The organism is Corynebacterium ulceribovis DSM 45146 (assembly GCF_000372445.1).
Taxonomy (GTDB): domain Bacteria; phylum Actinomycetota; class Actinomycetes; order Mycobacteriales; family Mycobacteriaceae; genus Corynebacterium; species Corynebacterium ulceribovis.
Genome location: NZ_AQUY01000001.1, coordinates 455,838 through 474,723 on the forward strand (window position 1 = coordinate 455,838; position 18,886 = coordinate 474,723).

At 59.3% G+C, this 18,886-nt stretch carries 16 protein-coding genes and 2 tRNA genes; 9 read left to right on the forward strand and 9 right to left on the reverse strand.

The annotated features are described in order from the left end of the window. Nucleotides 1-102: 102 nt before the first annotated feature. Nucleotides 103-1,554 carry a glyceraldehyde-3-phosphate dehydrogenase gene (locus A3EC_RS0102120; protein ID WP_018023513.1) on the forward strand — a complete coding sequence of 484 codons (1,452 nt, stop codon included), beginning with the start codon at nucleotides 103-105 and terminating at the stop codon, nucleotides 1,552-1,554. A 109-nt stretch (nucleotides 1,555-1,663) separates the two neighbouring features. Here A3EC_RS0102120 and A3EC_RS0102125 read toward each other — a convergent pair whose 3' ends face one another. From A3EC_RS0102125 to A3EC_RS0102160, 8 genes are all read right to left on the reverse strand, one after another. Beyond that, a complete protein-coding gene (locus A3EC_RS0102125) occupies nucleotides 1,664-2,485 on the reverse strand; it encodes an ABC transporter permease (RefSeq protein ID WP_018023514.1) in 822 nt (273 codons plus the stop codon). Further along, nucleotides 2,472-3,422, reverse strand: a complete 951-nt coding sequence (locus A3EC_RS0102130) for a daunorubicin resistance protein DrrA family ABC transporter ATP-binding protein (protein ID WP_018023515.1) — start codon at nucleotides 3,420-3,422, stop codon at nucleotides 2,472-2,474. Before A3EC_RS0102130 ends, A3EC_RS0102125 begins: the two co-directional genes overlap by 14 nt. Before the next feature lie 42 nt (nucleotides 3,423-3,464). After that, on the reverse strand, nucleotides 3,465-4,085 hold the full coding sequence (gene pth / locus A3EC_RS0102135; protein ID WP_018023516.1) for an aminoacyl-tRNA hydrolase: 621 nt from the start codon (nucleotides 4,083-4,085) through the stop codon (nucleotides 3,465-3,467). Between the two features lie 113 nt (nucleotides 4,086-4,198). Then, nucleotides 4,199-4,834, reverse strand: a complete 636-nt coding sequence (locus A3EC_RS0102140; RefSeq protein WP_018023517.1) for a 50S ribosomal protein L25/general stress protein Ctc — start codon at nucleotides 4,832-4,834, stop codon at nucleotides 4,199-4,201. A 231-nt stretch (nucleotides 4,835-5,065) separates the two neighbouring features. Next, complete coding sequence (locus tag A3EC_RS0102145; RefSeq protein ID WP_018023518.1) at nucleotides 5,066-6,043, reverse strand: ribose-phosphate diphosphokinase; 978 nt, start codon at nucleotides 6,041-6,043, stop codon at nucleotides 5,066-5,068. A gap of 28 nt (nucleotides 6,044-6,071) precedes the next feature. Beyond that, complete coding sequence (glmU, locus tag A3EC_RS0102150; RefSeq protein ID WP_051060969.1) at nucleotides 6,072-7,550, reverse strand: bifunctional UDP-N-acetylglucosamine diphosphorylase/glucosamine-1-phosphate N-acetyltransferase GlmU; 1,479 nt, start codon at nucleotides 7,548-7,550, stop codon at nucleotides 6,072-6,074. Nucleotides 7,551-7,632: 82 nt separating this feature from the next. Continuing rightward, a complete protein-coding gene (locus A3EC_RS0102155) occupies nucleotides 7,633-8,886 on the reverse strand; it encodes an MFS transporter (RefSeq protein WP_018023520.1) in 1,254 nt (417 codons plus the stop codon). Nucleotides 8,887-8,892: 6 nt separating this feature from the next. After that, nucleotides 8,893-8,963: transfer RNA gene (locus A3EC_RS0102160), tRNA-Gln, on the reverse strand. Between the two features lie 77 nt (nucleotides 8,964-9,040). Here A3EC_RS0102160 and mfd point away from each other — a divergent pair. The 8 genes from mfd (at nucleotide 9,041) to A3EC_RS0102200 (ending at nucleotide 18,128) form a co-directional block, all read left to right on the forward strand. After that, on the forward strand, nucleotides 9,041-12,796 hold the full coding sequence (mfd, locus tag A3EC_RS11090) for a transcription-repair coupling factor (RefSeq protein WP_245532919.1): 3,756 nt from the start codon (nucleotides 9,041-9,043) through the stop codon (nucleotides 12,794-12,796). Nucleotides 12,797-12,812: 16 nt separating this feature from the next. Further along, nucleotides 12,813-13,526, forward strand: a complete 714-nt coding sequence (locus A3EC_RS11095) for a MazG nucleotide pyrophosphohydrolase domain-containing protein (protein WP_018023522.1) — start codon at nucleotides 12,813-12,815, stop codon at nucleotides 13,524-13,526. Between the two features lie 101 nt (nucleotides 13,527-13,627). Beyond that, nucleotides 13,628-14,341, forward strand: a complete 714-nt coding sequence (locus A3EC_RS0102175) for a lytic transglycosylase domain-containing protein (RefSeq protein ID WP_051061002.1) — start codon at nucleotides 13,628-13,630, stop codon at nucleotides 14,339-14,341. 148 nt (nucleotides 14,342-14,489) lie between these two features. Continuing rightward, a complete protein-coding gene (gene eno / locus A3EC_RS0102180) occupies nucleotides 14,490-15,767 on the forward strand; it encodes a phosphopyruvate hydratase (RefSeq protein ID WP_018023524.1) in 1,278 nt (425 codons plus the stop codon). Between the two features lie 30 nt (nucleotides 15,768-15,797). Beyond that, nucleotides 15,798-16,367: an FtsB family cell division protein gene (locus A3EC_RS11100; RefSeq protein ID WP_018023525.1), complete on the forward strand. Its 570-nt coding sequence runs from the start codon at nucleotides 15,798-15,800 to the stop codon at nucleotides 16,365-16,367. An 87-nt stretch (nucleotides 16,368-16,454) separates the two neighbouring features. Then, the gene (locus A3EC_RS0102190) at nucleotides 16,455-17,018 is read left to right on the forward strand and encodes a DUF501 domain-containing protein (protein ID WP_018023526.1); all 564 of its coding nucleotides are present in this window, start codon (nucleotides 16,455-16,457) and stop codon (nucleotides 17,016-17,018) included. Continuing rightward, nucleotides 17,011-17,982 carry a Ppx/GppA phosphatase family protein gene (locus A3EC_RS0102195; protein WP_026162103.1) on the forward strand — a complete coding sequence of 324 codons (972 nt, stop codon included), beginning with the start codon at nucleotides 17,011-17,013 and terminating at the stop codon, nucleotides 17,980-17,982. Before A3EC_RS0102190 ends, A3EC_RS0102195 begins: the two co-directional genes overlap by 8 nt. A 72-nt stretch (nucleotides 17,983-18,054) precedes the next feature. Then, nucleotides 18,055-18,128 (forward strand) — tRNA-Leu (locus A3EC_RS0102200). Nucleotides 18,129-18,151: 23 nt separating this feature from the next. Here A3EC_RS0102200 and A3EC_RS0102205 read toward each other — a convergent pair. Next, nucleotides 18,152-18,877: a DUF2786 domain-containing protein gene (locus tag A3EC_RS0102205; protein ID WP_018023528.1), complete on the reverse strand. Its 726-nt coding sequence runs from the start codon at nucleotides 18,875-18,877 to the stop codon at nucleotides 18,152-18,154. Between the last annotated feature and the right edge of the window lie 9 nt (nucleotides 18,878-18,886).

The following is an 18,886-nucleotide window of genomic DNA, read 5'->3' on the forward strand; positions in this document are numbered from 1 at the left end:
CATAACCCCCGCTACCGGGGGCTTATGACTCATTTTGTTTCACTGTGGGTTAATTTAGATAGAACCCAGAATTTTCTTAATTAATACCCCCGTGGAGGATTCATGACGGCGACTGAGCCAACCATCACCAATGACTGGAACGAACGCATCACGCTGGCACAGAAGATGATTCCACTGTTGGGACAGCTGCGCCGCGACTCCGATGTCGTCACCTCCATCTTCGGCCGCCTGCTGAAGAACCCAACGGAAACCGACATCATCAAGTCGCACCGTTACGCCCGCCGCATCACCTCCCAGGAACTGCCACTGACCCAGACCCTGCCAATCCTGGAAGAGCTGGTCACCATGGACCTGGGCACCGCTTCCATCGACCTGGGTGCGCTGGCCACCCAGTTCGAAGAAGAAGGCGGCGACCTGCGTGCTTTCCTTGACCGTGAACTCTCACCAGTTATCGGCTCGGACGCTAAGCGCCCACAGTCCGATGTTGTGCTCTACGGCTTCGGCCGCATTGGCCGCCTGCTGGCCCGCATCCTGCTGGCTCGCGAATCGAACAATTCCGGCCCACGTCTGCGCGCCATCGTTGTCCGTAAGAAGGGCGACATCGACATTGACAAGCGCGCCTCCCTGCTGCGCCGCGACTCGGTCCACGGCCCATTCGACGGCACCATCACCGTTGACCACGACAAGGAAATCATCTGGGCAAATGGCACCCCAATCCAGATGATTTACGCCAACAACCCAGCCGAGATTGACTACACCTCCTACGGCATCGACAACGCTATCGTTGTTGACAACACCGGTGTGTGGCGCGACCGCGACGGTCTGTCCCAGCACCTGCAGGCCAACGGTGTGGCAAAGGTTCTGCTGACCGCGCCGGGCAAGGGCGACCTGAAGAACATTGTTTACGGCATTAACCACAAGGACATCACCGCTGACGACACCATCTTGTCGGCTGCATCCTGCACCACTAACGGCATCACCCCAGTGTTGAAGGTCGTTAATGACAAGTGGGGCGTGGAGCATGGCCACGTTGAAACGGTGCACTCCTTCACCAACGACCAGAACCTGATTGACAACTTCCACAAGGGCACTCGCCGTGGCCGCGCCGCCACTTTGAACATGGTGCTCACCGAAACCGGTGCTGCGAAGGCTGTGTCTAAGGCGCTGCCAGAGTTCGAAGGCAAGCTGACTGGTAACGCCATTCGCGTGCCAACCCCGGACGTGTCCATGGCTGTGCTGAACCTGACCCTCGAGAACGAGGTTGAGCGCGACGAGGTTAATGACTACCTGCGTCAGGTGTCCTTGGTGTCGAACCTGCGTCAGCAGATTGACTACATCCACTCGCCGGAGGTTGTGTCCACCGACTTTGTTGGCTCCACCCACGCTGGTGTTGTCGACGGCTTGGCAACCATCGCCAAGGGCAAGCACCTGGTGCTTTACGTGTGGTACGACAACGAGTTCGGTTACTCGAACCAGGTCATCCGCATTGTTGAGGAGATCGCGGGCGCTCGCCCAATGATTCTTCCGCTGCGTAAGGAACTGAACGAAATGTAGTTTCGGTATGGGCCCAGTAGGGTTCCCCGCCGAAAGTTGAAAGCAGCACCTCTTCGTGGGGTGCTGCTTTTTTGGGCTTTGTGACGATTAGGGGGCCGACTTGTGCTGGTTAGTTCCTCTTGAAGCGAAGCACGGATAGCGGCATAAAAATCCCGGCTACCAGCACACAACCGATGAGCACCGCCAGCACTGGATGCTGCATGGTCCACAGGTCAGGTGCTGGTGTGCCGCCGGTGTTACCAAAGAGCACACGTGCCGCCTGTACCAGCGCAGACACCGGATTCCATTCCGCGAAAATACGCAGAGCAGTCGGCAAAGTGTCCGACGGAACGAAGGCGTTGGACACGAAGCTCAGTGGGAAGAGCACCATAAAGGACGCGCTATTGAGCGCCTCTGGGGAACGCACAATTAAGCCCAGGAAGACCATCACCCAAGAAAACGCCCAGGCAAAGAGCAGCAATAGTCCAATGCCCGCGACGAAGCTGCCGATGCCTTCGTGGAAACGCCAACCAACGGCGAAGCCGCACAGCACCATGACGGTGATGGTGATGGCATTGAGCACCATGTCGGAGATAGTGCGGGCAAACAAGATGGCCGAGTCATGCATCGGCAAGGTACGGAAGCGGTCAATAATCCCTTCCTTCTTGTCCTGCGCCATGAACATGCCAGAAAAAGTCGAACCAAACAGCATGGTTTGGGCAAAAATACCGGCCATCAAAAAGTCGGTGTAGTCCATGCCCGGCACCTTGATGGCGCCGCCATAGACCTGGCTAAACAGCAACACAAACATGATCGGCTGCGCCATCGCCCAAATCAACACATCGGGGGTTTGGCGCATGCCCTGGAGGTTACGGGTGATAATCGCTCCGACGTCACTGAACCAATCAGCTACTGGTCGTGCGGCACGTGGTTTCAGATCAAGCTTGCTCATTGGTGCGTCCCGTCAGTTGGAGGAAGACATCGTCAAGGGTCGGGCGGCGCAGACCGGCGTCAAAAAGCTCAATGCCCTCGGCCTCGAACAACCGCAACGCTTCCTGCAGCGCCGTCGTAGCATTGCTGACCGCGCCGACAGCAGTGCCACCTTCGACCTGAATTTCACCGTCGCAGCATTGGCTGAGGATGCGCTGGACATCCGGTAAGCGGCCGCGGTCGGCGGGGATGATTTCGATACGCGGCTGGCCGATGGCAGCTTTCAGTTCATCGGCGGTGCCTTCCGCAATGACTTTGCCATGGTCGATTACTGAAATGTCATCGGCGAGCTGGTCCGCTTCCTCTAAGTACTGCGTGGTCAGCAGCACCGTGGTGCCCTGAGCGACGCGGTTGCGGATAATGTCCCACAGGCCAAGGCGACTCTGCGGGTCCAGGCCAGTGGTGGGTTCATCGAGGAAAAGCACCCGCGGTTCGATAATGATGGAGCCGGCTAGGTCAATGCGGCGGCGCATGCCACCCGAATAGCCCTTGAGTGGCCGGTCAGCAGCTTCCGTCAGGTCGAAAGCTTCCAGCAGCTCCGCGGCACGTTCCCGCGCAGTGGCCCGGCCCAAGTGATAGAGCCGACCGAACAGTTCCAAGTTCTCCCGGGCAGTGAGCTTTTCATCTAACGCAGCGTACTGGCCGGAAGCCCCGATAATCCGACGCACAGCATCGGGTTCGCGCAACACATCAATACCGTCGATGGTGGCGGCGCCAGCATCTGGTTGCAGCAGGGTGGTGAGGACTTTGACGGTGGTAGTTTTGCCCGCACCATTGGGGCCGAGGATGCCGCGGACGGTGCCTTCTTCGACAGTCAGGTTGAGGTCGTCGAGGGCCACGACCGGCCCGGCAGATGATTTATAAACTTTGCGGAGGTTGGTGGCCTCAATAAGTGGCATGTGCAGAACTATGCCACATCGGTCGGGTAGGTGGCATGTCTACTATTTTGCGTGCACGATATTCTGCGCTGCCGCCAAACCTTGGTTTACCAGCAGTTCCGCAGCGTCTGCGGCGTCGGAAATCAGGAACGGAACCTCCTTGGCCTCCACTGAACTGAACGGCCGCAACACATAATCTGCGACGTCCATCCGCCCCGGCGGACGACCAATACCCACCCGCACTCGCAGGTAGTCCTTCGTCCCCAGCGACTGCGACGTTGACCGCAGCCCATTGTGGCCACCTTCGCCACCGCCAAGCTTGACGCGCACTTTCCCAAAGTCCACATCCAACTCGTCGTGCACCATAATCACATTGCCTGGCTGGACCTTGAAGAACTTCGCCAGCGACGCCACCGGGGTTCCGGAGACATTCATATAGCTGCGGGTTTTCGCCAAAATCACGGTGCGACCAGCCATCTTGGTCTGCACGATCTCGGTGTTTGACCGCTTATGCGCCGAAAACGTCGACGGCATTGGCAGGGTGCGGTCAGCCAGCTCGTCGACAACCATCTGACCAATATTGTGCCGCGTCGCCGCGTATTTCGGGCCAGGGTTACCCAGCCCGACAATCAGCACAGGTCCGTCAGCAGGCAGGGAAGTAGCGGAGGTAGCAGAATTAGTCACCCATACATGGTGCCAGAGTTTGTGCTTTTCGACGAAAAGACCCCAGGTGGTCGGACAACAATTGTCCGGAACCAGCTCTGGTGTCTGAGTTTCACGTGGAAGGGGAGAGTGGTTTACTCTTCGCCGGCTTCAGCAGCTGGTGCTGCTTCTGCTGCGCCCTCTTCGCCCTCTTCCTCGTCGGTTTCGCCAAGGTCAGCAACCTCAGGAACCATGAAGTTCACGATCAGCAGTTCTGGGTCGTCGATCAGTTCGGCGCCTTCTGGCAGTGGCATGTCGGAAGCCAGGACCTGGTCGCCAACAGCCTTGTCGGTGACGTCGACAACGATCTCTTCTGGAATCGACAGCACGTCGGAGAGAATACGCAGGGTTTCGGTTTCGACGTGCATCATGGTGTTTGGTGCAGGTTCGCCAGCGGTCACCACTGGAATCTCAACCTCAACCTTTTCGCCGCGCTTAATCTTCAGCAGGTCAGCGTGGTCGATTTCCAGGGTCAGTGGGTTCTGGTAGACCGACTTGATCATGACCAGTTCCTTTTCACCCTCGATGTCCAGGTCCAGGACGGCGTTGATGCCGTGGTTACGGACAACCTTGGTGAAAGCAATGTTTTCCACGGAAACGTGTACTGGCTCGAAGCCTGGGCCGTAGATAACAGCTGGGATGTTGCCGGCGCGGCGGGTACGGCGAGCGGCACCCTTGCCGAACTCGGTGCGGGCAGCGGCGTCCAGAGAAATAATCTCGGTCTTTGCCATGGGGGTTCTCCTCGTGCAAAAGCGGTGAAAGTGTCTGTGGCTTCTACGGCGATGGCACGCGGAGCATCACAGCGCGGCGGTGCTCACCACAAGGTGGGGCACAACTGCACGGGAAACATCGCGTCGATAACGGGGCCAAGCAAAACGGCCGCCCTCGCCGAGATAACGGATGAAACGTTACCACGGCTAGGCGGCCGAATGAAAATGTGGGCAATACCCACGTCTTCGAGCTTAAGCAGAACCTTCAAACAAGGAGGTCACCGAACCATTTTCGAAGACTTCGTGAATGGTCTTCGCCAGCAGCGGTGCAATCGACAGCACGGTCAGGTTGTCCCAACCTTCGTGGGTCTGCGGCAGGGTATCGGTGGTGATGACTTCGCAGGCACCGCAGGCGTTCAAGCGCTCCCGAGCTGGGTCAGAGAACACACCGTGGGTGCAGGCAATAATCACATCGCCAGCGCCAGCTTCCTTGAGCACCCGAACTGCGCCAGCAATGGTGCCGCCGGTGTCAATCATGTCGTCAATAAGCACACAGGTGCGGCCAGTAACTTCACCAACAACGCGGTTGGAGGTGACTTCATTAGCCACGTTCGGGTCACGGGTCTTGTGCACGAAGGCCATTGGGGTGCCACCCAGAGCGTTGGCCCACTTTTCTGCGGACTTCACGCGGCCGGCATCCGGGGACACGACCATCAGTTCCTGGTCGCCGTACTTATCCAACACGTAGTTCGACAGGATCGTCATGGCATGCATGTGGTCGACTGGGCCGTCGAAGAAACCCTGGATCTGGTCGGTGTGCAGGTCGACCGAGATGATGCGGTCAGCACCAGCGGTAGCCAGCAGGTCCGAGACCAGGCGAGCGGAGATTGGTTCGCGGCCGAGGTGCTTCTTGTCCTGGCGTGCGTATGGGTAGAACGGCAGCACAGCGGTGATGCGCTTAGCGGAGCCACGCTTCAGGGCGTCAATCATGATCAGCTGTTCCATCAGCCACTTGTTCAGCGGCTGTGGGTGGCCCTGAATGACGAAGGCGTCGGAACCACGGACGGACTCTTCGAAGCGGACGAAAATTTCGCCGTTTGCGAAGTCACGGGCAGACATTGGGGTCAGTTCGACACCCAACTCCCGGGCAACAGCTTCGCCGAGTTCCGGGTGCGCACGCCCGGAGAACAGCATCAGGTTCTTCTGGTTGTCAATCCAGTTGGAGCTCAAAGCTCTACTCGCTTTCGTGGTTGCTCAATTACTGCTCAGCGGCTTTTTCTTGGTCCGCCAGTGCACGGTTTGCAGCGTCGGCAGCAGGTGTCCCTGGCCGCTTCCGCTGGACCCAACCTTCGATATTACGCTGGCGGCCGCCGCTAACCACAAGCGCTCCAGGTGGAACATCATCTTTGATAACCGTGCCGGCACCTGAATACGCACCATCGCCTACGGTCACCGGGGCAATAAACATGGTGTCCGATCCGGTGCGGACATGGCTGCCAACCACCGTTTGATGCTTGGTGACGCCGTCGTAGTTCACGAACACCGACGACGCCCCAATGTTGGATTCTTCACCGATGATGGCATCGCCAACGTAGGTCAAGTGCGGCACCTTCGAGCCGGCACCAATGACGGACTTCTTGGCCTCGACGAAACCACCGAGTTTGCCGCGTTCGCCCAACTGCACGCCAGGGCGAATGTAGGTGTACGGGCCAACTTCAGCGTCTGCACCAATTTCTGAGTCAATCGCGTGCGTGCGGATCACCGAAGCGCCAGCACCAACAGTGACGTTCTGCAGGGTGGAATCGGGGCCGACGGTCACATCGTCAGCAATCTCCGTGGTGCCCAGCAGTTGGGTACCTGGCAGGATGGTGACGTCTTGTCCGACAGTGACCGTGGCATCAATCCACGTGGTTGCAGGATCAATGACGGTTGCGCCGCCGCGCATTGCCTTATTGACGATTCGGCGGTTCATTTCCTTGGCTGCGGCAGCGAGTTGGACGCGGTCGTTGACGCCGGCGAGCTCACCAGCATCAGCTGCAATGTGCGCGCGGACAGATTGGCCGTTGTCACGGGCAATAGCCAGCACATCAGTCAGGTACAGCTCCCCTTGAGCATTGTCCGTGGTCAGCTGGCCCAGTGCACTGCGCAGAATGTCGGTGCTAAACGCAAACACACCGGAGTTGACCTCGCGGACTTTGCGCTGCGCGTCATTGGCGTCTTTCTCTTCCACAATTTCGGTGACTTCACCGGCATTAGTGCGGATAATCCGGCCATAGCCAGTCGGATCCTCCAACTCGACCGACAGCACAGTAACTGCAGCGGATTCAGCGACGTGGGTGTCCAACAGGGCAGCCAGGGTAGTGGAAGTCAGCAGTGGAACATCAGCGTTGGTGACGATAACAGTGCCATCGAAACCCTCTAATGCAGGCATCGCGCACTGTACCGCGTGGCCGGTGCCGTTTTGTTCTTCCTGCACTGCTGTATCGACATGACAGTCCAGGGTTTCGCCGACAGCATGCACCTCAGGGGTGACCTGGTCGCGCTGGTGGCCAACGACGGTGAGTACCTTCTCTGGGCGCAGACCTGCAGCAGCGTGGATGCTGTGCGACAGCATGCTGCGGCCACACAGTTCATGCAGCGTCTTCTGCTTCTTCGACTTCATGCGAGTGCCAGCGCCTGCAGCGAGAATGACAACTGCACAAGGGTTGCTTGAGGTCAACGTTTGTGGCCTTTCCATATTGGCGTTCTGCTCTGCTACTTACGGTGAGTTAAGCATAGTCGGCGATTGCGACATGTGGCTGCGACGCTGCGGGGCAGGCCTAGGAGTCCTGCGGTGCGCTGACCTCCGGCAGCCGAGCGGACATCGCTACCCCCACAAAACCCATCGCCGCTAAAAATGCCAGCGCCCACATGGTGCCGAAGCTCGCCAGCACACCAGAAAGGGCGCCAGCAATCAGCAGAACAATGCCCATTGCAGTGTTTGCGGAAGCGACAAAAAGGGTGCGTTCGTCACCCTCTGCCATGTCGATAATGTAAGTCTTTCGCGCCACCCGAACTTCGGCGTGTGACACATTCAGCAGGAAGAACGCAATTGGCAGCAGCCAGATATTCACACTGGTCGGCAACCACCAAGAGCTTGCGATCAGCACAATGATCACGATGGAAGCACTTAGTGCGCCGCGCATCATCGTTTTGCGGGATGACCGGTCGGAGGCCTTACCAGAGGTAAACCCGCCAACGACCGACGCTAGCCCCGAGGCGACCAAGAATAAGCCCAGTCCGGATAGGACTCCGTCAGCACGCTCGGTGGCAAGCGCAACCACAAACGGCGGCGCCAACGCGGACACCAACAGCAACGACCGCACCACAACAAAGTTGCGGAAAGTCGTGTTGTCCCGGAATAGGTGCCACGTGCCGGAGAGCCATTTCGACTGACCAACCGGCTCAAAATCATCAGGCACATTGTCTTTAATGGTTCCGAAAACGGTGCCGGCTAGGAACCACATCACTGCGGCAACACCGAGCAGCGCCACCACAACCGGGGTAGTGATATCGCTAATTATCGCCAGGAGCGCGCCGACCGCAATGGCAACCCAACCGGAAATGACGGTCGCCCGGCCGGTGATTCGACCGCGGTGACCTTTCGCAATCACTCGGCCTTGCACATCTTTGCCTGACAGGGAACACAGCGCCCGGCCGAGGGAGAACACTGCCAGCGCCAGCAGGATGACGACACCGGCCGCAGCACCGGTTAACGTCAGCGCCGCCACCGCCATGACCACGACCATCGCGCCTTGAATATGTGAGCCCCACACCCACACCGGGACTCGTTTGGCGCGGGCAGTCAGCCACGGAGTTAGCGCAGCCTGCGGGAGCATCGAGCCGGATTCCCGGATTGGGGTGAGCAGCGCGAGGAAAAATGTGGGCACACCCAAGGAGACGAACAGCCACGGCAGGACGGTTTTTGAACCGAGGATTTGGTCGCCGGTTGCTTGCAGCCCATTGGCAGCAACTAGCTTCCGGGCGCTACTACGCTCGTCCCGGCTTAAGGAACGCCCACTGGCGTCAGACATAAAAAGCTCCCTCACCAGGACTCGAACCTAGAATGCTGGTACCAAAAACCAGAGTGTTGCCATTACACCATGAGGGATTGCTTCTAGCACTCTAGCAAGAGAACCCGGAAACCTAATAACCGCAGGTTGCGGACACAGCCTACAATGTACACCCATGCCGGATCCTCAAGATATGTCAGCTGTCAGTGCCGCGCCCGCCCTATCCGGGTTAGCGCAGCTCATCGCCACCGATCCGAAGATTTCCGGGGTGCTGACCCACCTGGGGGCACCGCTGCTGGACATGTCCGGTGAAGATGCCGTTCGGCCGTGGCTGATTGCTGCGATTGCCCGGAAAGCCCCAATGCTGGTGGTCACGGCCACGAGCCGGGACGCCGAAGAGCTCACTGCGGAACTCACAGGCATTCTGGGCGATGCCGTGGTCCAGTTCCCGTCCTGGGAAACCCTGCCGCATGAACGCTTGTCGCCGGGTGTGGAAACCGTGGGTAAGCGTGTGCAGATTCTGCACCGCCTGGCGCACCCAGAACACGGTGGCCGGATCCGCGTGGTCGTCGGTACTGCCCGCTCGTTGGTGCAGCCGGTGATGGCGCGGCTGTCGGATATCGCTCCGCTGCACCTAGCGGAAGGCGTCGAAATTGAGCAGGAAGAGCTCATCCGCAAACTTGTGGAGTTCGGGTACCGACACGCCGACATGGTCGGTAAGCGTGGACAATTCGCGGTCCGCGGTGGGCTAGTTGACGTGTTCCCATCCACTGCCGATGACCCAGTACGCCTGGATTTTTGGGGCGATGAAATCTCCGAGATGCGCCCGTTTTCGGTGGGGGACCAGCGCACCATGCCGGAGGCAGAAATCAGTGCGGTTGACGTTTACCCGTGCCGCGAATTGTTGCTTGATGACGAAGTGACCTCCCGAGCAGCTGAACTTGCGCTTGAACATGCTGGCAATGCCCAGCTTGCAGAGATGCTGGACAAGATCTCCCAAGGCACCCCAGTCGAAGGCATGGAAGCGCTCATCCCGGTGCTGCACACCGGACCATTGGTGACGTTGCCGGAGCTCATGCCAGAGGGCGCCCATGTGTTGCTGTGTGGGCCAGAACGTATTCGCTCGCGCGCCATCGATTTGCTGGCCGCCGGTGAAGAATTCCGGAAAGCGGGCTGGGAGGCCGCCGCAATGGGGGCATCCGCACCGGTGGAGGCCCAGAATTTGGATTTGTCGGCCTCCGAGTTCCGCTACTTCCCGGATATCGAGGAACAGACCCGCGACGCTGGAATGCCATGGTGGCGGCTTTCGCCTCCGGGGCTGGTACCGCCAGGTGTTTCTGAAGGTGATTTACTGCCGCTGGACTATGAGCATGGCCCCGCCCCACGTGGTGACCTGTCCGAAATCGGCAAGATGATGAGTGCGCTACGCACATTGACGATTGCCGATGGTCGCGCTGCATATGTGGCCGCGACCCCAGCTGCCGGCAAACGGATGCTGGAGCGCTTCCATGAAGCTGGGATTAAAGCTCGCGCGGCCAAACCAGCCGAAGAACCAGCACGAGGCCAAGTCACGGTGTACCAAGCAGTACTGCACGGTGGCTTGGAGGTGCCAAAAGCGGGCGATACGCATGTGACATTGGTTGCCGATACCGATGTCACCGGTAACCGGGTTGCGAATATCGGCTCCGGTAAACGTCGTCCAGCAAAACGCCGTAACCGTGTGGACCCACTGGCGCTGCAGCCAGGCGACTTGGTGGTGCATGATTCCCACGGCATCGGCAAGTTCCTCGAGCTCACCGAGCGCACGGTTGGCACCGGCTCGGATACTTCCCGCCGCGAGTACGTGGTGTTGGAGTATGCGGCGTCGACTCGCGGTGGCCCAGGGGACAAACTATTCGTCCCAATGGAGTCGCTCGATTTGCTGTCGCGTTATGTCGGCGGCGAAGCTCCAGCCTTGTCGCGGATGGGCGGCGCGGATTGGCGAAACACCAAGCGTAAGGCGCGGTCTGCGGTCCGCGAGATCGCTGATGAGCTAGTCAAACTGTATGCCGAGCGGCAGTCCGCCGAAGGCCATGCGTTTGCGCCGGATTCGCCATGGCAGCGGGAGATGGAGGATAACTTCCCGTTCACCGAAACTGAAGACCAGATGCAAGCCATTGAAGAAATCAAGGCTGACATGGAGAAGTCTTCACCGATGGACCGCATCCTGATTGGCGATGTCGGTTACGGCAAAACTGAGGTCGCAGTCCGCGCAGCCTTCAAGGCAGTGCAGGACGGCAAACAGGTGGCGGTGCTGGTGCCAACGACATTGCTGGCACAGCAGCACCTGGCGACTTTCACGGAACGCATGGCAGGTTTCCCGGTCACCATTCGCGGCCTGTCCCGCTTCACCTCCACGAAGGAAGCCAAGGAGATCCTCAAAGGCCTGTCCGAAGGCAAAGTCGACATTGTCATTGGTACTCACCGCCTGCTGCAAACCGGGGTGCAGTGGCAAAACCTGGGGCTTGTCATTGTCGACGAGGAGCAGCGCTTTGGTGTGGAGCACAAGGAACACATTAAGTCGCTGCGCACCCACGTGGATGTGCTGACCATGTCCGCCACCCCGATTCCGCGAACCTTGGAGATGTCGATGGCCGGGATTCGTGAGCTGTCGCAGATTCTGACCCCGCCGCAGGACCGCCACCCAGTGCTGACTTATGTCGGCGCGTATGACGAGAAGCAAATTTCGGCGGCGATTCGTCGTGAGCTGCTCCGCGACGGTCAGGTGTTCTACATTCACAACAAGGTCCGAACCATTGACCGCGCCGCCGCAAAGATCCGCGAGCTGGTGCCGGAAGCACGCGTGGTGATTGCCCACGGGCAGATGAGTGAAGAACAGCTGGAGCAAACTGTCCAAGGGTTCTGGAACCGCGATTTCGACGTGTTAGTGTGCACCACGATTGTGGAAACCGGCCTGGATATTTCCAATGCGAACACCCTCATCGTGGAGAATGCGCACCATATGGGCTTGTCGCAGCTGCACCAGCTGCGTGGCCGCGTGGGCCGCTCCCGTGAACGCGGCTATGCCTACTTCCTTTACCCAGCCGACGGCACTCTCACGGAAACCTCCTATGACCGCTTGGCCACGATCGCAGCGAATAACGACCTTGGTGCCGGTATGGCGGTGGCGATGAAGGACCTGGAGATGCGCGGCGCCGGTAACGTGCTGGGCGCGGAGCAGTCCGGTCATATCGCCGGTGTTGGCTTTGACCTGTATGTTCGCCTAGTTGGTGAAGCGGTTGGTGCGCTGAAGAATGCTGCGGATGGCCAGCCGGTCAACGGTTCGGAGGCGGAGTCCACGGAGGTTCACATCGATTTGCCGGTCGATGCCAACATTCCGGCGGAGTACATCAACGCTGAGCGGCTGCGTCTGGAGGCGTACCGCAAGTTGGCGGAGGCGCGCACTCCAGATGATATTGACCAGGTGCTTGCGGAGCTGAAGGACCGGTATGGTGCCTGGCCGAAGGAAGTGGAACGTTTGGTGGCGGTCGCCCGACTTCGCTTGCTGTGCCGCACTTTTGGCGTGAGCGACGTGTCGGCTTCCGGTGCGCATGTGTCTTTCAAGCCGTTGGATTTGGCTGATTCGAAGCAGCTGCGGCTCAAGCGTCTGTACCCGCAGTCGACGTATCGTCCGACCACGAAGGTGGTCAATGTGCATGTGCCGAAGGTGGGGCAGGGGCTGCGCGCGCAACCGCTGCGCGACATTGAGCTGGTGCAGTGGTGTGCGGATGTGCTGACTGCGCTGGCCGGTATTCCGCGGATGAGCGTGACAGGACAGCCGCTACCGGAGCCGACCCCAGATCCGAAACCGGCCGCCAAGGCAAAGTCATCTGCCACGTCGGCTGCGTCAGCGCGGGCACGGGCGCGCCGGGCTCGTCGGCGCCGCGACTAGGCGGCGGTGAATTGCCATGACCGTCATTGTCATCGATCCGACCCGGCCGGACTCCCTGCCTGCTCCAGCCTTCCGCTTTTTGCTTGGTGACGTTTACTTCACCCCCGAAGTGCCAGCGGCCACTCAAGCTGCGGTGACTGAGCTAGGTGGTGGCGCCCTGCCTGCTCCATCAGCCGACGCTTTGGATCAAACCAGTGTCGTGCTGACTACCGATGGTCGGTTGCCGTTGCCAGCGGCGCTGATTGCGGCGGGTCATAACGTCATTAAGCCCATAAAAGCGCAACCACTGGCAGCGGGGACGGACGCGGTGACCGTTGCTGTGGAACTGATGCGGCGGGCGCGGCGGCGCGGGGAATGGGAAGCCCGGATGACACATGAGACGCTGTTGCCGTATTTGGCGGAGGAGTCGGCAGAGTTCGCGGAGGCGGTAGCGCAGTGGACCGCTGGAGATGCTGCTTCGGAGGAACATCTGCGTAAAGAACTGTCAGATGTGCTGCTGCAGGTGCTGTTTCATGCGCAAATTGCCGCGGAGCGTGGAGCTTTTGATTTTGAGGCAGTAGCGCAGGCTTTTGTGGACAAGATGGCATCGCGGGCGCCGTACCTCTTTGACGAGGAGGAATGCGTCGTTCCGGTCGCAGAACAGGAACGACTGTGGGCCGCTGGGAAGGCTGCGGAGGTGCGGGCAGTGGTGCGTGCAGCGGCTCGGCAGTCGAATTCAGAAACAAGCTAGGATACTTTTCCGTGCGATCATCCGATTCAAGTTCCAACCGCCGCGGACCAGGGGTCCTCGGCTGCGTCGGCGCAGCCGTAGCTGTTGTGCTGGTCATCCTTATGGTTGGCGTGGTCACCGCAATGTTCACCGACGTGCGCAGTTTTCAGCCACGCGAGCCTATCCCAGAAAATGTGCCGCCAGCTGCAGCTGCGTCGCCGCCGGCAATTAACGTGCACACCGAGGGGCGGACTTCGAAGAAGCTTGCTGAATGGGCGCGGGGCATCTCAGCGGCGACTGGCATGTCGGAAGCAGCCGTCGCAGCGTATGGCAACGCGGAATTGATTGCTAAAGACTCTTGGCCGCAGTGCCATTTGGCATGGAACACCTTGGCGGGCATCGGACATGTGGAAACCCGGCACGGGACCTACAACGGCAACCGGCTCAGTCCATCGCGGATCGACAAAGACGGGATTGTCCGGCCCACCATTATCGGTGTGCCACTGGACGGGTCGCCTGGGTTCGCAGAGATTCCCGACACTGACGGTGGCGAACTAGATGGCGACCCGAAATGGGACCGCGCAGTGGGACCGATGCAGTTCATTCCATCGAGTTGGAAACAATTCGGGGTGGATGCGGACGGTGACGGTATTGCCAACCCCAACTCCATTGATGACGCTGCCGCGTCGTCAGCAAAACTGCTGTGCGATAACGACCGCGATTTGTCAGACCCAGAAGGCTGGACCAGCGCAGTTAAGGCATATAACCAGTCAAATCAGTATGTCCGCGACGTGCGAGACGCCGCAGCGAACTACGCGCTGAATCAGCCGGCGTAGCGAACGTAGGGTCCGCAGGTTTGTTGGCGGGTGTGGTGGTGGGTGCACCAAGGCCGCTGCCAGCTGAGCAATCCGGTGGCATAATGGATTTTGCGAACTGACACGACGTTATTTCCGACGTTACTTCTATGCCGAGGAGGCTCCTAACATGGCAGCAATCAAGCTCGTTTTCGCTCGTGAAATCATGGATTCCCGTGGTAACCCAACCGTTGAAGCAGCTGTGCTGCTGGACGACGGTGCAAGCGGCGTTGCCGGCGTTCCATCTGGCGCATCGACCGGTGTCCATGAAGCACACGAACTGCGCGACGGTGGCGACCGTTACCAGGGCAAGGGCGTGCTGAAGGCCGTGGAAGGCGTCGATGAAGAAATCGCTGACGCCCTCATCGGTTTTGAAGCTGATGACCAGCGTGAAATTGACCAGACCATGATTGAGCTGGACGGCACCCCAAACAAGGAACGCCTCGGCGCGAACGCCATGCTCGGTGTGTCCATGGCGGTTGCCCGCGCGGCAGCGGACTCCGCAAACCTGCCACTGTTCCGCTACATCGGCGGCCCGAACGCACACGTCCTGCCAGTGCCAATGATGAACATCCTCAACGGTGGCGCACACGCTGACTCCGGTGTTGACGTTCAGGAATTCATGATTGCCCCAATCGGTGCGGAAACCTTCTCCGAAGCACTGCGCGTTGGTGCTGAGGTTTACCACAACCTGAAGTCCGTCATTAAGGAAAAGGGCCTGTCCACTGGCCTGGGCGATGAAGGTGGCTTTGCTCCTTCCGTTGAATCCACCAAGGCTGCGCTGGACCTGATTCTGGAAGCAATTGAGAAGGCTGGCTACAAGGCTGGCGACGATGTTGCTCTGGCTCTGGACGTTGCGTCTTCCGAGTTCTTCAAGGATGGCAAGTACCACTTCGAAGGCGGCGAACACACCGCTGACGAGATGGTTGAGGTCTACAAGGAACTGGTTGAGGAATACCCAATCGTTTCCATCGAAGACCCACTGCAGGAAGACGACTGGGATGGCTACACCGCAATGACCGCAGCTCTGGGCGACAAGGTCCAGATTGTTGGCGACGACTTCTTCGTCACCAACCCGAAGCGTCTACAGGAAGGTATTGACCGCAAGGCTGCCAACGCACTGCTGGTGAAGGTCAACCAGATCGGTACCCTGACCGAAACCTTCGACGCTGTCGACTTGGCGCACCGCAACGGCTACCGCACCATGATGTCCCACCGCTCCGGTGAAACCGAAGACACCACCATCGCCGACCTGGCAGTGGCGCTGAACTGCGGTCAGATTAAGACCGGTGCACCAGCTCGCTCCGAGCGCGTCGCAAAGTACAACCAGCTGCTGCGCATTGAAGCTGAACTAGGCGAGGCAGGCGTTTACGCTGGCCGCTCCGCGTTCCCACGCTTCAACAAGTAAATAACGTTTTGCCGCTAGTATGGAGGAACAATGACTTCCTCCACTGGCACTAAAAACACCATCGGCCGTAAGCAGGCCACGATGCAGAACACCCTCACCCCGGTGCGCATCGTGACGTTGCTGCTGCTGATGGTGTTTTTGCTTGCTGTGCTGGCGATGCCACTGCGCAGCTATATGCAGCAAAAGTCGGAAGCCGCCACCGTCGAAGCGGAAAACGCGCGCCTGGAAATTCAACGGGACCAGCTCCGTGGGGAACTGGAAAAATATACCGACGAGGCCTACATCAAAGAGCAAGCCCGCATCCGCCTAGGGCTGACCGAACCAGGCGAAACGCCGTTCCGCATTTTGGATCCGCGGATGGAAGGCCAAGCAAATAATGCAGAGCCGGAAGCCGCACCTGAAGCAGAACAAGCCTGGTACGAAGTGCTCTGGGAAGCGCTGTCGGTAGCGCCAGATGTCACCGTGGATAACCCGGATGGGGAGCCAGAAGCACCGCCGGAAGATAGCCTGCCTTATGTGCCAGGTTCTGGTGACCCAGGTAAGCAGGAGCCGGAGGACCAGCCGGCTGCACCAGGGGATCAGCCACCAGCAGTGGGCTAGAGGGTAGGCCTGAATTCGGCTAACCCTGTCGTCAATAAGTAATCTATGAGGGCAAACTGTAAGCCAAACCGCAAAAGGAGCGAGCCCATGGGCGTATCCGAAGCTGACCTGAAGGCAGTTGAAACCCAGCTCAAACGCGAACCGCGTGGTGTGCTGGACATTAGTTACCGCTGCCCAGACGGCCAGCCGGGCGTCGTATTGACCGCTCCGAAGCTGCCAGATGGCACCCCATTTCCGACGCTGTACTACCTGACTGACCCGCGGCTGACCGCGGAAGCGTCTCGCCTTGAGGTCGCCGGTGTGATGAAGTGGATGACCGACCGGCTGAAGGAAGACGAGGCGCTGGCCGCTGACTACCAGAAGGCCCACGAGTTCTTCTTGGCTAAGCGCAATGCCATCGAAGACTTGGGCACCGACTTTTCCGGTGGCGGCATGCCTGAGCGCGTCAAGTGCCTGCACGTGCTGATTGCCTACGCTTTGTCGGAAGGGCCAGAGCATTTCCGTTTGGGGACGGAGTCGGTGGCGCTGGCGTGCGAGAACTCGCCGAAGCTGCGTGGCACCGCAATCCCGGAAGACTGGCCAACCGCCGCTGATTTGGGCATCGACTTGGAGACCGCATCGGTGAGCTTCCACGAGGATGCTGATGCCTAGGTTCGCCGCGCTAGATTGTGGAACGAACTCGCTGCGCCTGCTGATTTCTGATTTTCACCTCGACGGTGATGTGCTGGAAGGCACCGAGCTGGCCCGGCTGAATGAGATTGTGCGCCTCGGCCAAGGTGTTGACGCCACCGGCCGGATTTCTGATGAAGCGCTGCGCCGAGTGAAACTGACACTGGCCCGCTACATTGACCTGATGCTCCAGGAAAATGTGCAGGCGGTGCGCATGGTTGCGACCTCTGCCAGCCGGGATGCGGAAAACCGGGACGATTTCTTCAACCTCACGGCTGACATGCTCGGCGAGCACTGGCCGGGAGTCAAAGCCGAAGTGATCTCCGGTGCGGAAGAAGCTGCCCTGTCCTTCCGCGGCGCTGTCGAAGACCTCAGCCCCGAAGACGGCCCGTTCTGCGTCGTAGACCTAGGCGGCGGCTCGACTGAAGTCATTGTCGGCGACTACCACGGCGACATTGCCGGGGCATACTCGGCGAATATGGGTTGCGTGCGCATTACCGAACGGCTGCTGCTGTCCGACCCGCCGACCGAGGAAGAAATTGCCGCGGCACGTGAATTCATTGCCGAGCAGATGGCGGATGTGCGGGCGGCCGTTCCGCTGGCGAAAACCCACACTCTGGTGGGCTGCGCTGGGACCTTCACAACCTTGTCGGCAGTAGCGCAGGGCTTGGAGACCTACGACCCGCAAGCAATCCATATGTCGCGGTTGCGCTTCGAGGCCTTGCGGTCGTTGTGTGGCACGTTGTTGGCCACCCCGAAAGGCCGACGCGCCGCCGACCCAGTGATTCACCCTGGCCGCGCCGACGTCATCGGTGGTGGGGCATTAGTCGTCGAAGCAATCCTGGACACCATGTCGGCAGAGGCAGGCCTCAGCAGCATCGTCATCAGCGAAAAGGATCTGTTGGATGGCATCGTCGCCGGGCTTGTTGACGAGCACCTGCACTAGTTACCCCACGCATTAAAAGTTCACCCGATTACCGAGCTCCAGCGAGGAGCAATGTAATCTGGTGAACGCTACGCCCCCATAGCCCAATTGGCAGAGGCAGTGGACTTAAAATCCACAAAGTGTCGGTTCGAACCCGACTGGGGGCACTATGACCAGCGGAAACGCTGACTTACGATGGTAGTGCTGGGGCTCTACCTACTCGTGTTTGGCCTAGATCTTGGTCATGCGCGGCTGCAGCGCCACCTTGGAAGGCATCGGGGTCAACCTGGTGTTTTCGGTTCGACCTCGCCAACCGGAGGCCGTGTTTTCGGCAGTAGTCGCGCATAGCTTGGTCCGCCTGCTCAGCGTCATTCAGCAGTGCCACTGCGTATCGGTCATCGCAATGTCGGGCTTTACCCTCCGCTGCTGTGAGCCGTTCGCCCATCATGCAGGAAAAGCCCTGCATAAACGAGCGCTTACGCACAATAGGTGAGCGGTCAAAACTCGGATAGCGTTGAATGTGCCGGTTAGCAAGCAGCAGCATCTTCGGTTTGAGGAGCACAAATAGCATGTCCAATCGGTCGAGATGCCGCTTGAGCCCAAAGACATTCACACTGTAGATCTTCGTAGACTTCGGAACCGCGTTGAAGATCGTGGTGCAGTGCAGCCCGTGCGCTAGGTACATCAGCAGCGTCGCTTGCTTGTCGGTATAGGCACCCGTCAGCACATATTCTTTGTGGCCGACAGCGTCACCTTCATCGGGGGAATCCAAGTCCCGTTCTTGAAACCCATACGTGGACATCATCTCGAAGGCTTTACTAAAACAAGCGTCACCTTCGGGAGTGCCTTCTTGGTCAGCAGCGCGGTCAAGGAGTTTTCGGACGCGTTCTTTAATGGAGTCAATATTGTTGGCCATGATGCACCT

Coding starts and splice junctions, on each gene's coding strand:
- glmU (WP_051060969.1), bottom strand. CDS start 7,550: ATGGAAAGGCCACAAACGTTGACCTCAAGCAACCCTTGTGCAGTTGTC.
- A3EC_RS0102175 (WP_051061002.1), top strand. CDS start 13,628: ATGGTTGGCGTGGTCACCGCAATGTTCACCGACGTGCGCAGTTTTCAG.
- A3EC_RS0102190 (WP_018023526.1), top strand. CDS start 16,455: ATGGGCGTATCCGAAGCTGACCTGAAGGCAGTTGAAACCCAGCTCAAA.
- A3EC_RS0102130 (WP_018023515.1), bottom strand. CDS start 3,422: ATGCCACTTATTGAGGCCACCAACCTCCGCAAAGTTTATAAATCATCT.
- A3EC_RS0102125 (WP_018023514.1), bottom strand. CDS start 2,485: ATGAGCAAGCTTGATCTGAAACCACGTGCCGCACGACCAGTAGCTGAT.
- mfd (WP_245532919.1), top strand. CDS start 9,041: ATGCCGGATCCTCAAGATATGTCAGCTGTCAGTGCCGCGCCCGCCCTA.
- A3EC_RS11100 (WP_018023525.1), top strand. CDS start 15,798: ATGACTTCCTCCACTGGCACTAAAAACACCATCGGCCGTAAGCAGGCC.
- eno (WP_018023524.1), top strand. CDS start 14,490: ATGGCAGCAATCAAGCTCGTTTTCGCTCGTGAAATCATGGATTCCCGT.
- A3EC_RS0102155 (WP_018023520.1), bottom strand. CDS start 8,886: ATGTCTGACGCCAGTGGGCGTTCCTTAAGCCGGGACGAGCGTAGTAGC.
- A3EC_RS0102205 (WP_018023528.1), bottom strand. CDS start 18,877: ATGGCCAACAATATTGACTCCATTAAAGAACGCGTCCGAAAACTCCTT.
- A3EC_RS0102120 (WP_018023513.1), top strand. CDS start 103: ATGACGGCGACTGAGCCAACCATCACCAATGACTGGAACGAACGCATC.
- A3EC_RS0102195 (WP_026162103.1), top strand. CDS start 17,011: ATGCCTAGGTTCGCCGCGCTAGATTGTGGAACGAACTCGCTGCGCCTG.
- A3EC_RS11095 (WP_018023522.1), top strand. CDS start 12,813: ATGACCGTCATTGTCATCGATCCGACCCGGCCGGACTCCCTGCCTGCT.
- A3EC_RS0102140 (WP_018023517.1), bottom strand. CDS start 4,834: ATGGCAAAGACCGAGATTATTTCTCTGGACGCCGCTGCCCGCACCGAG.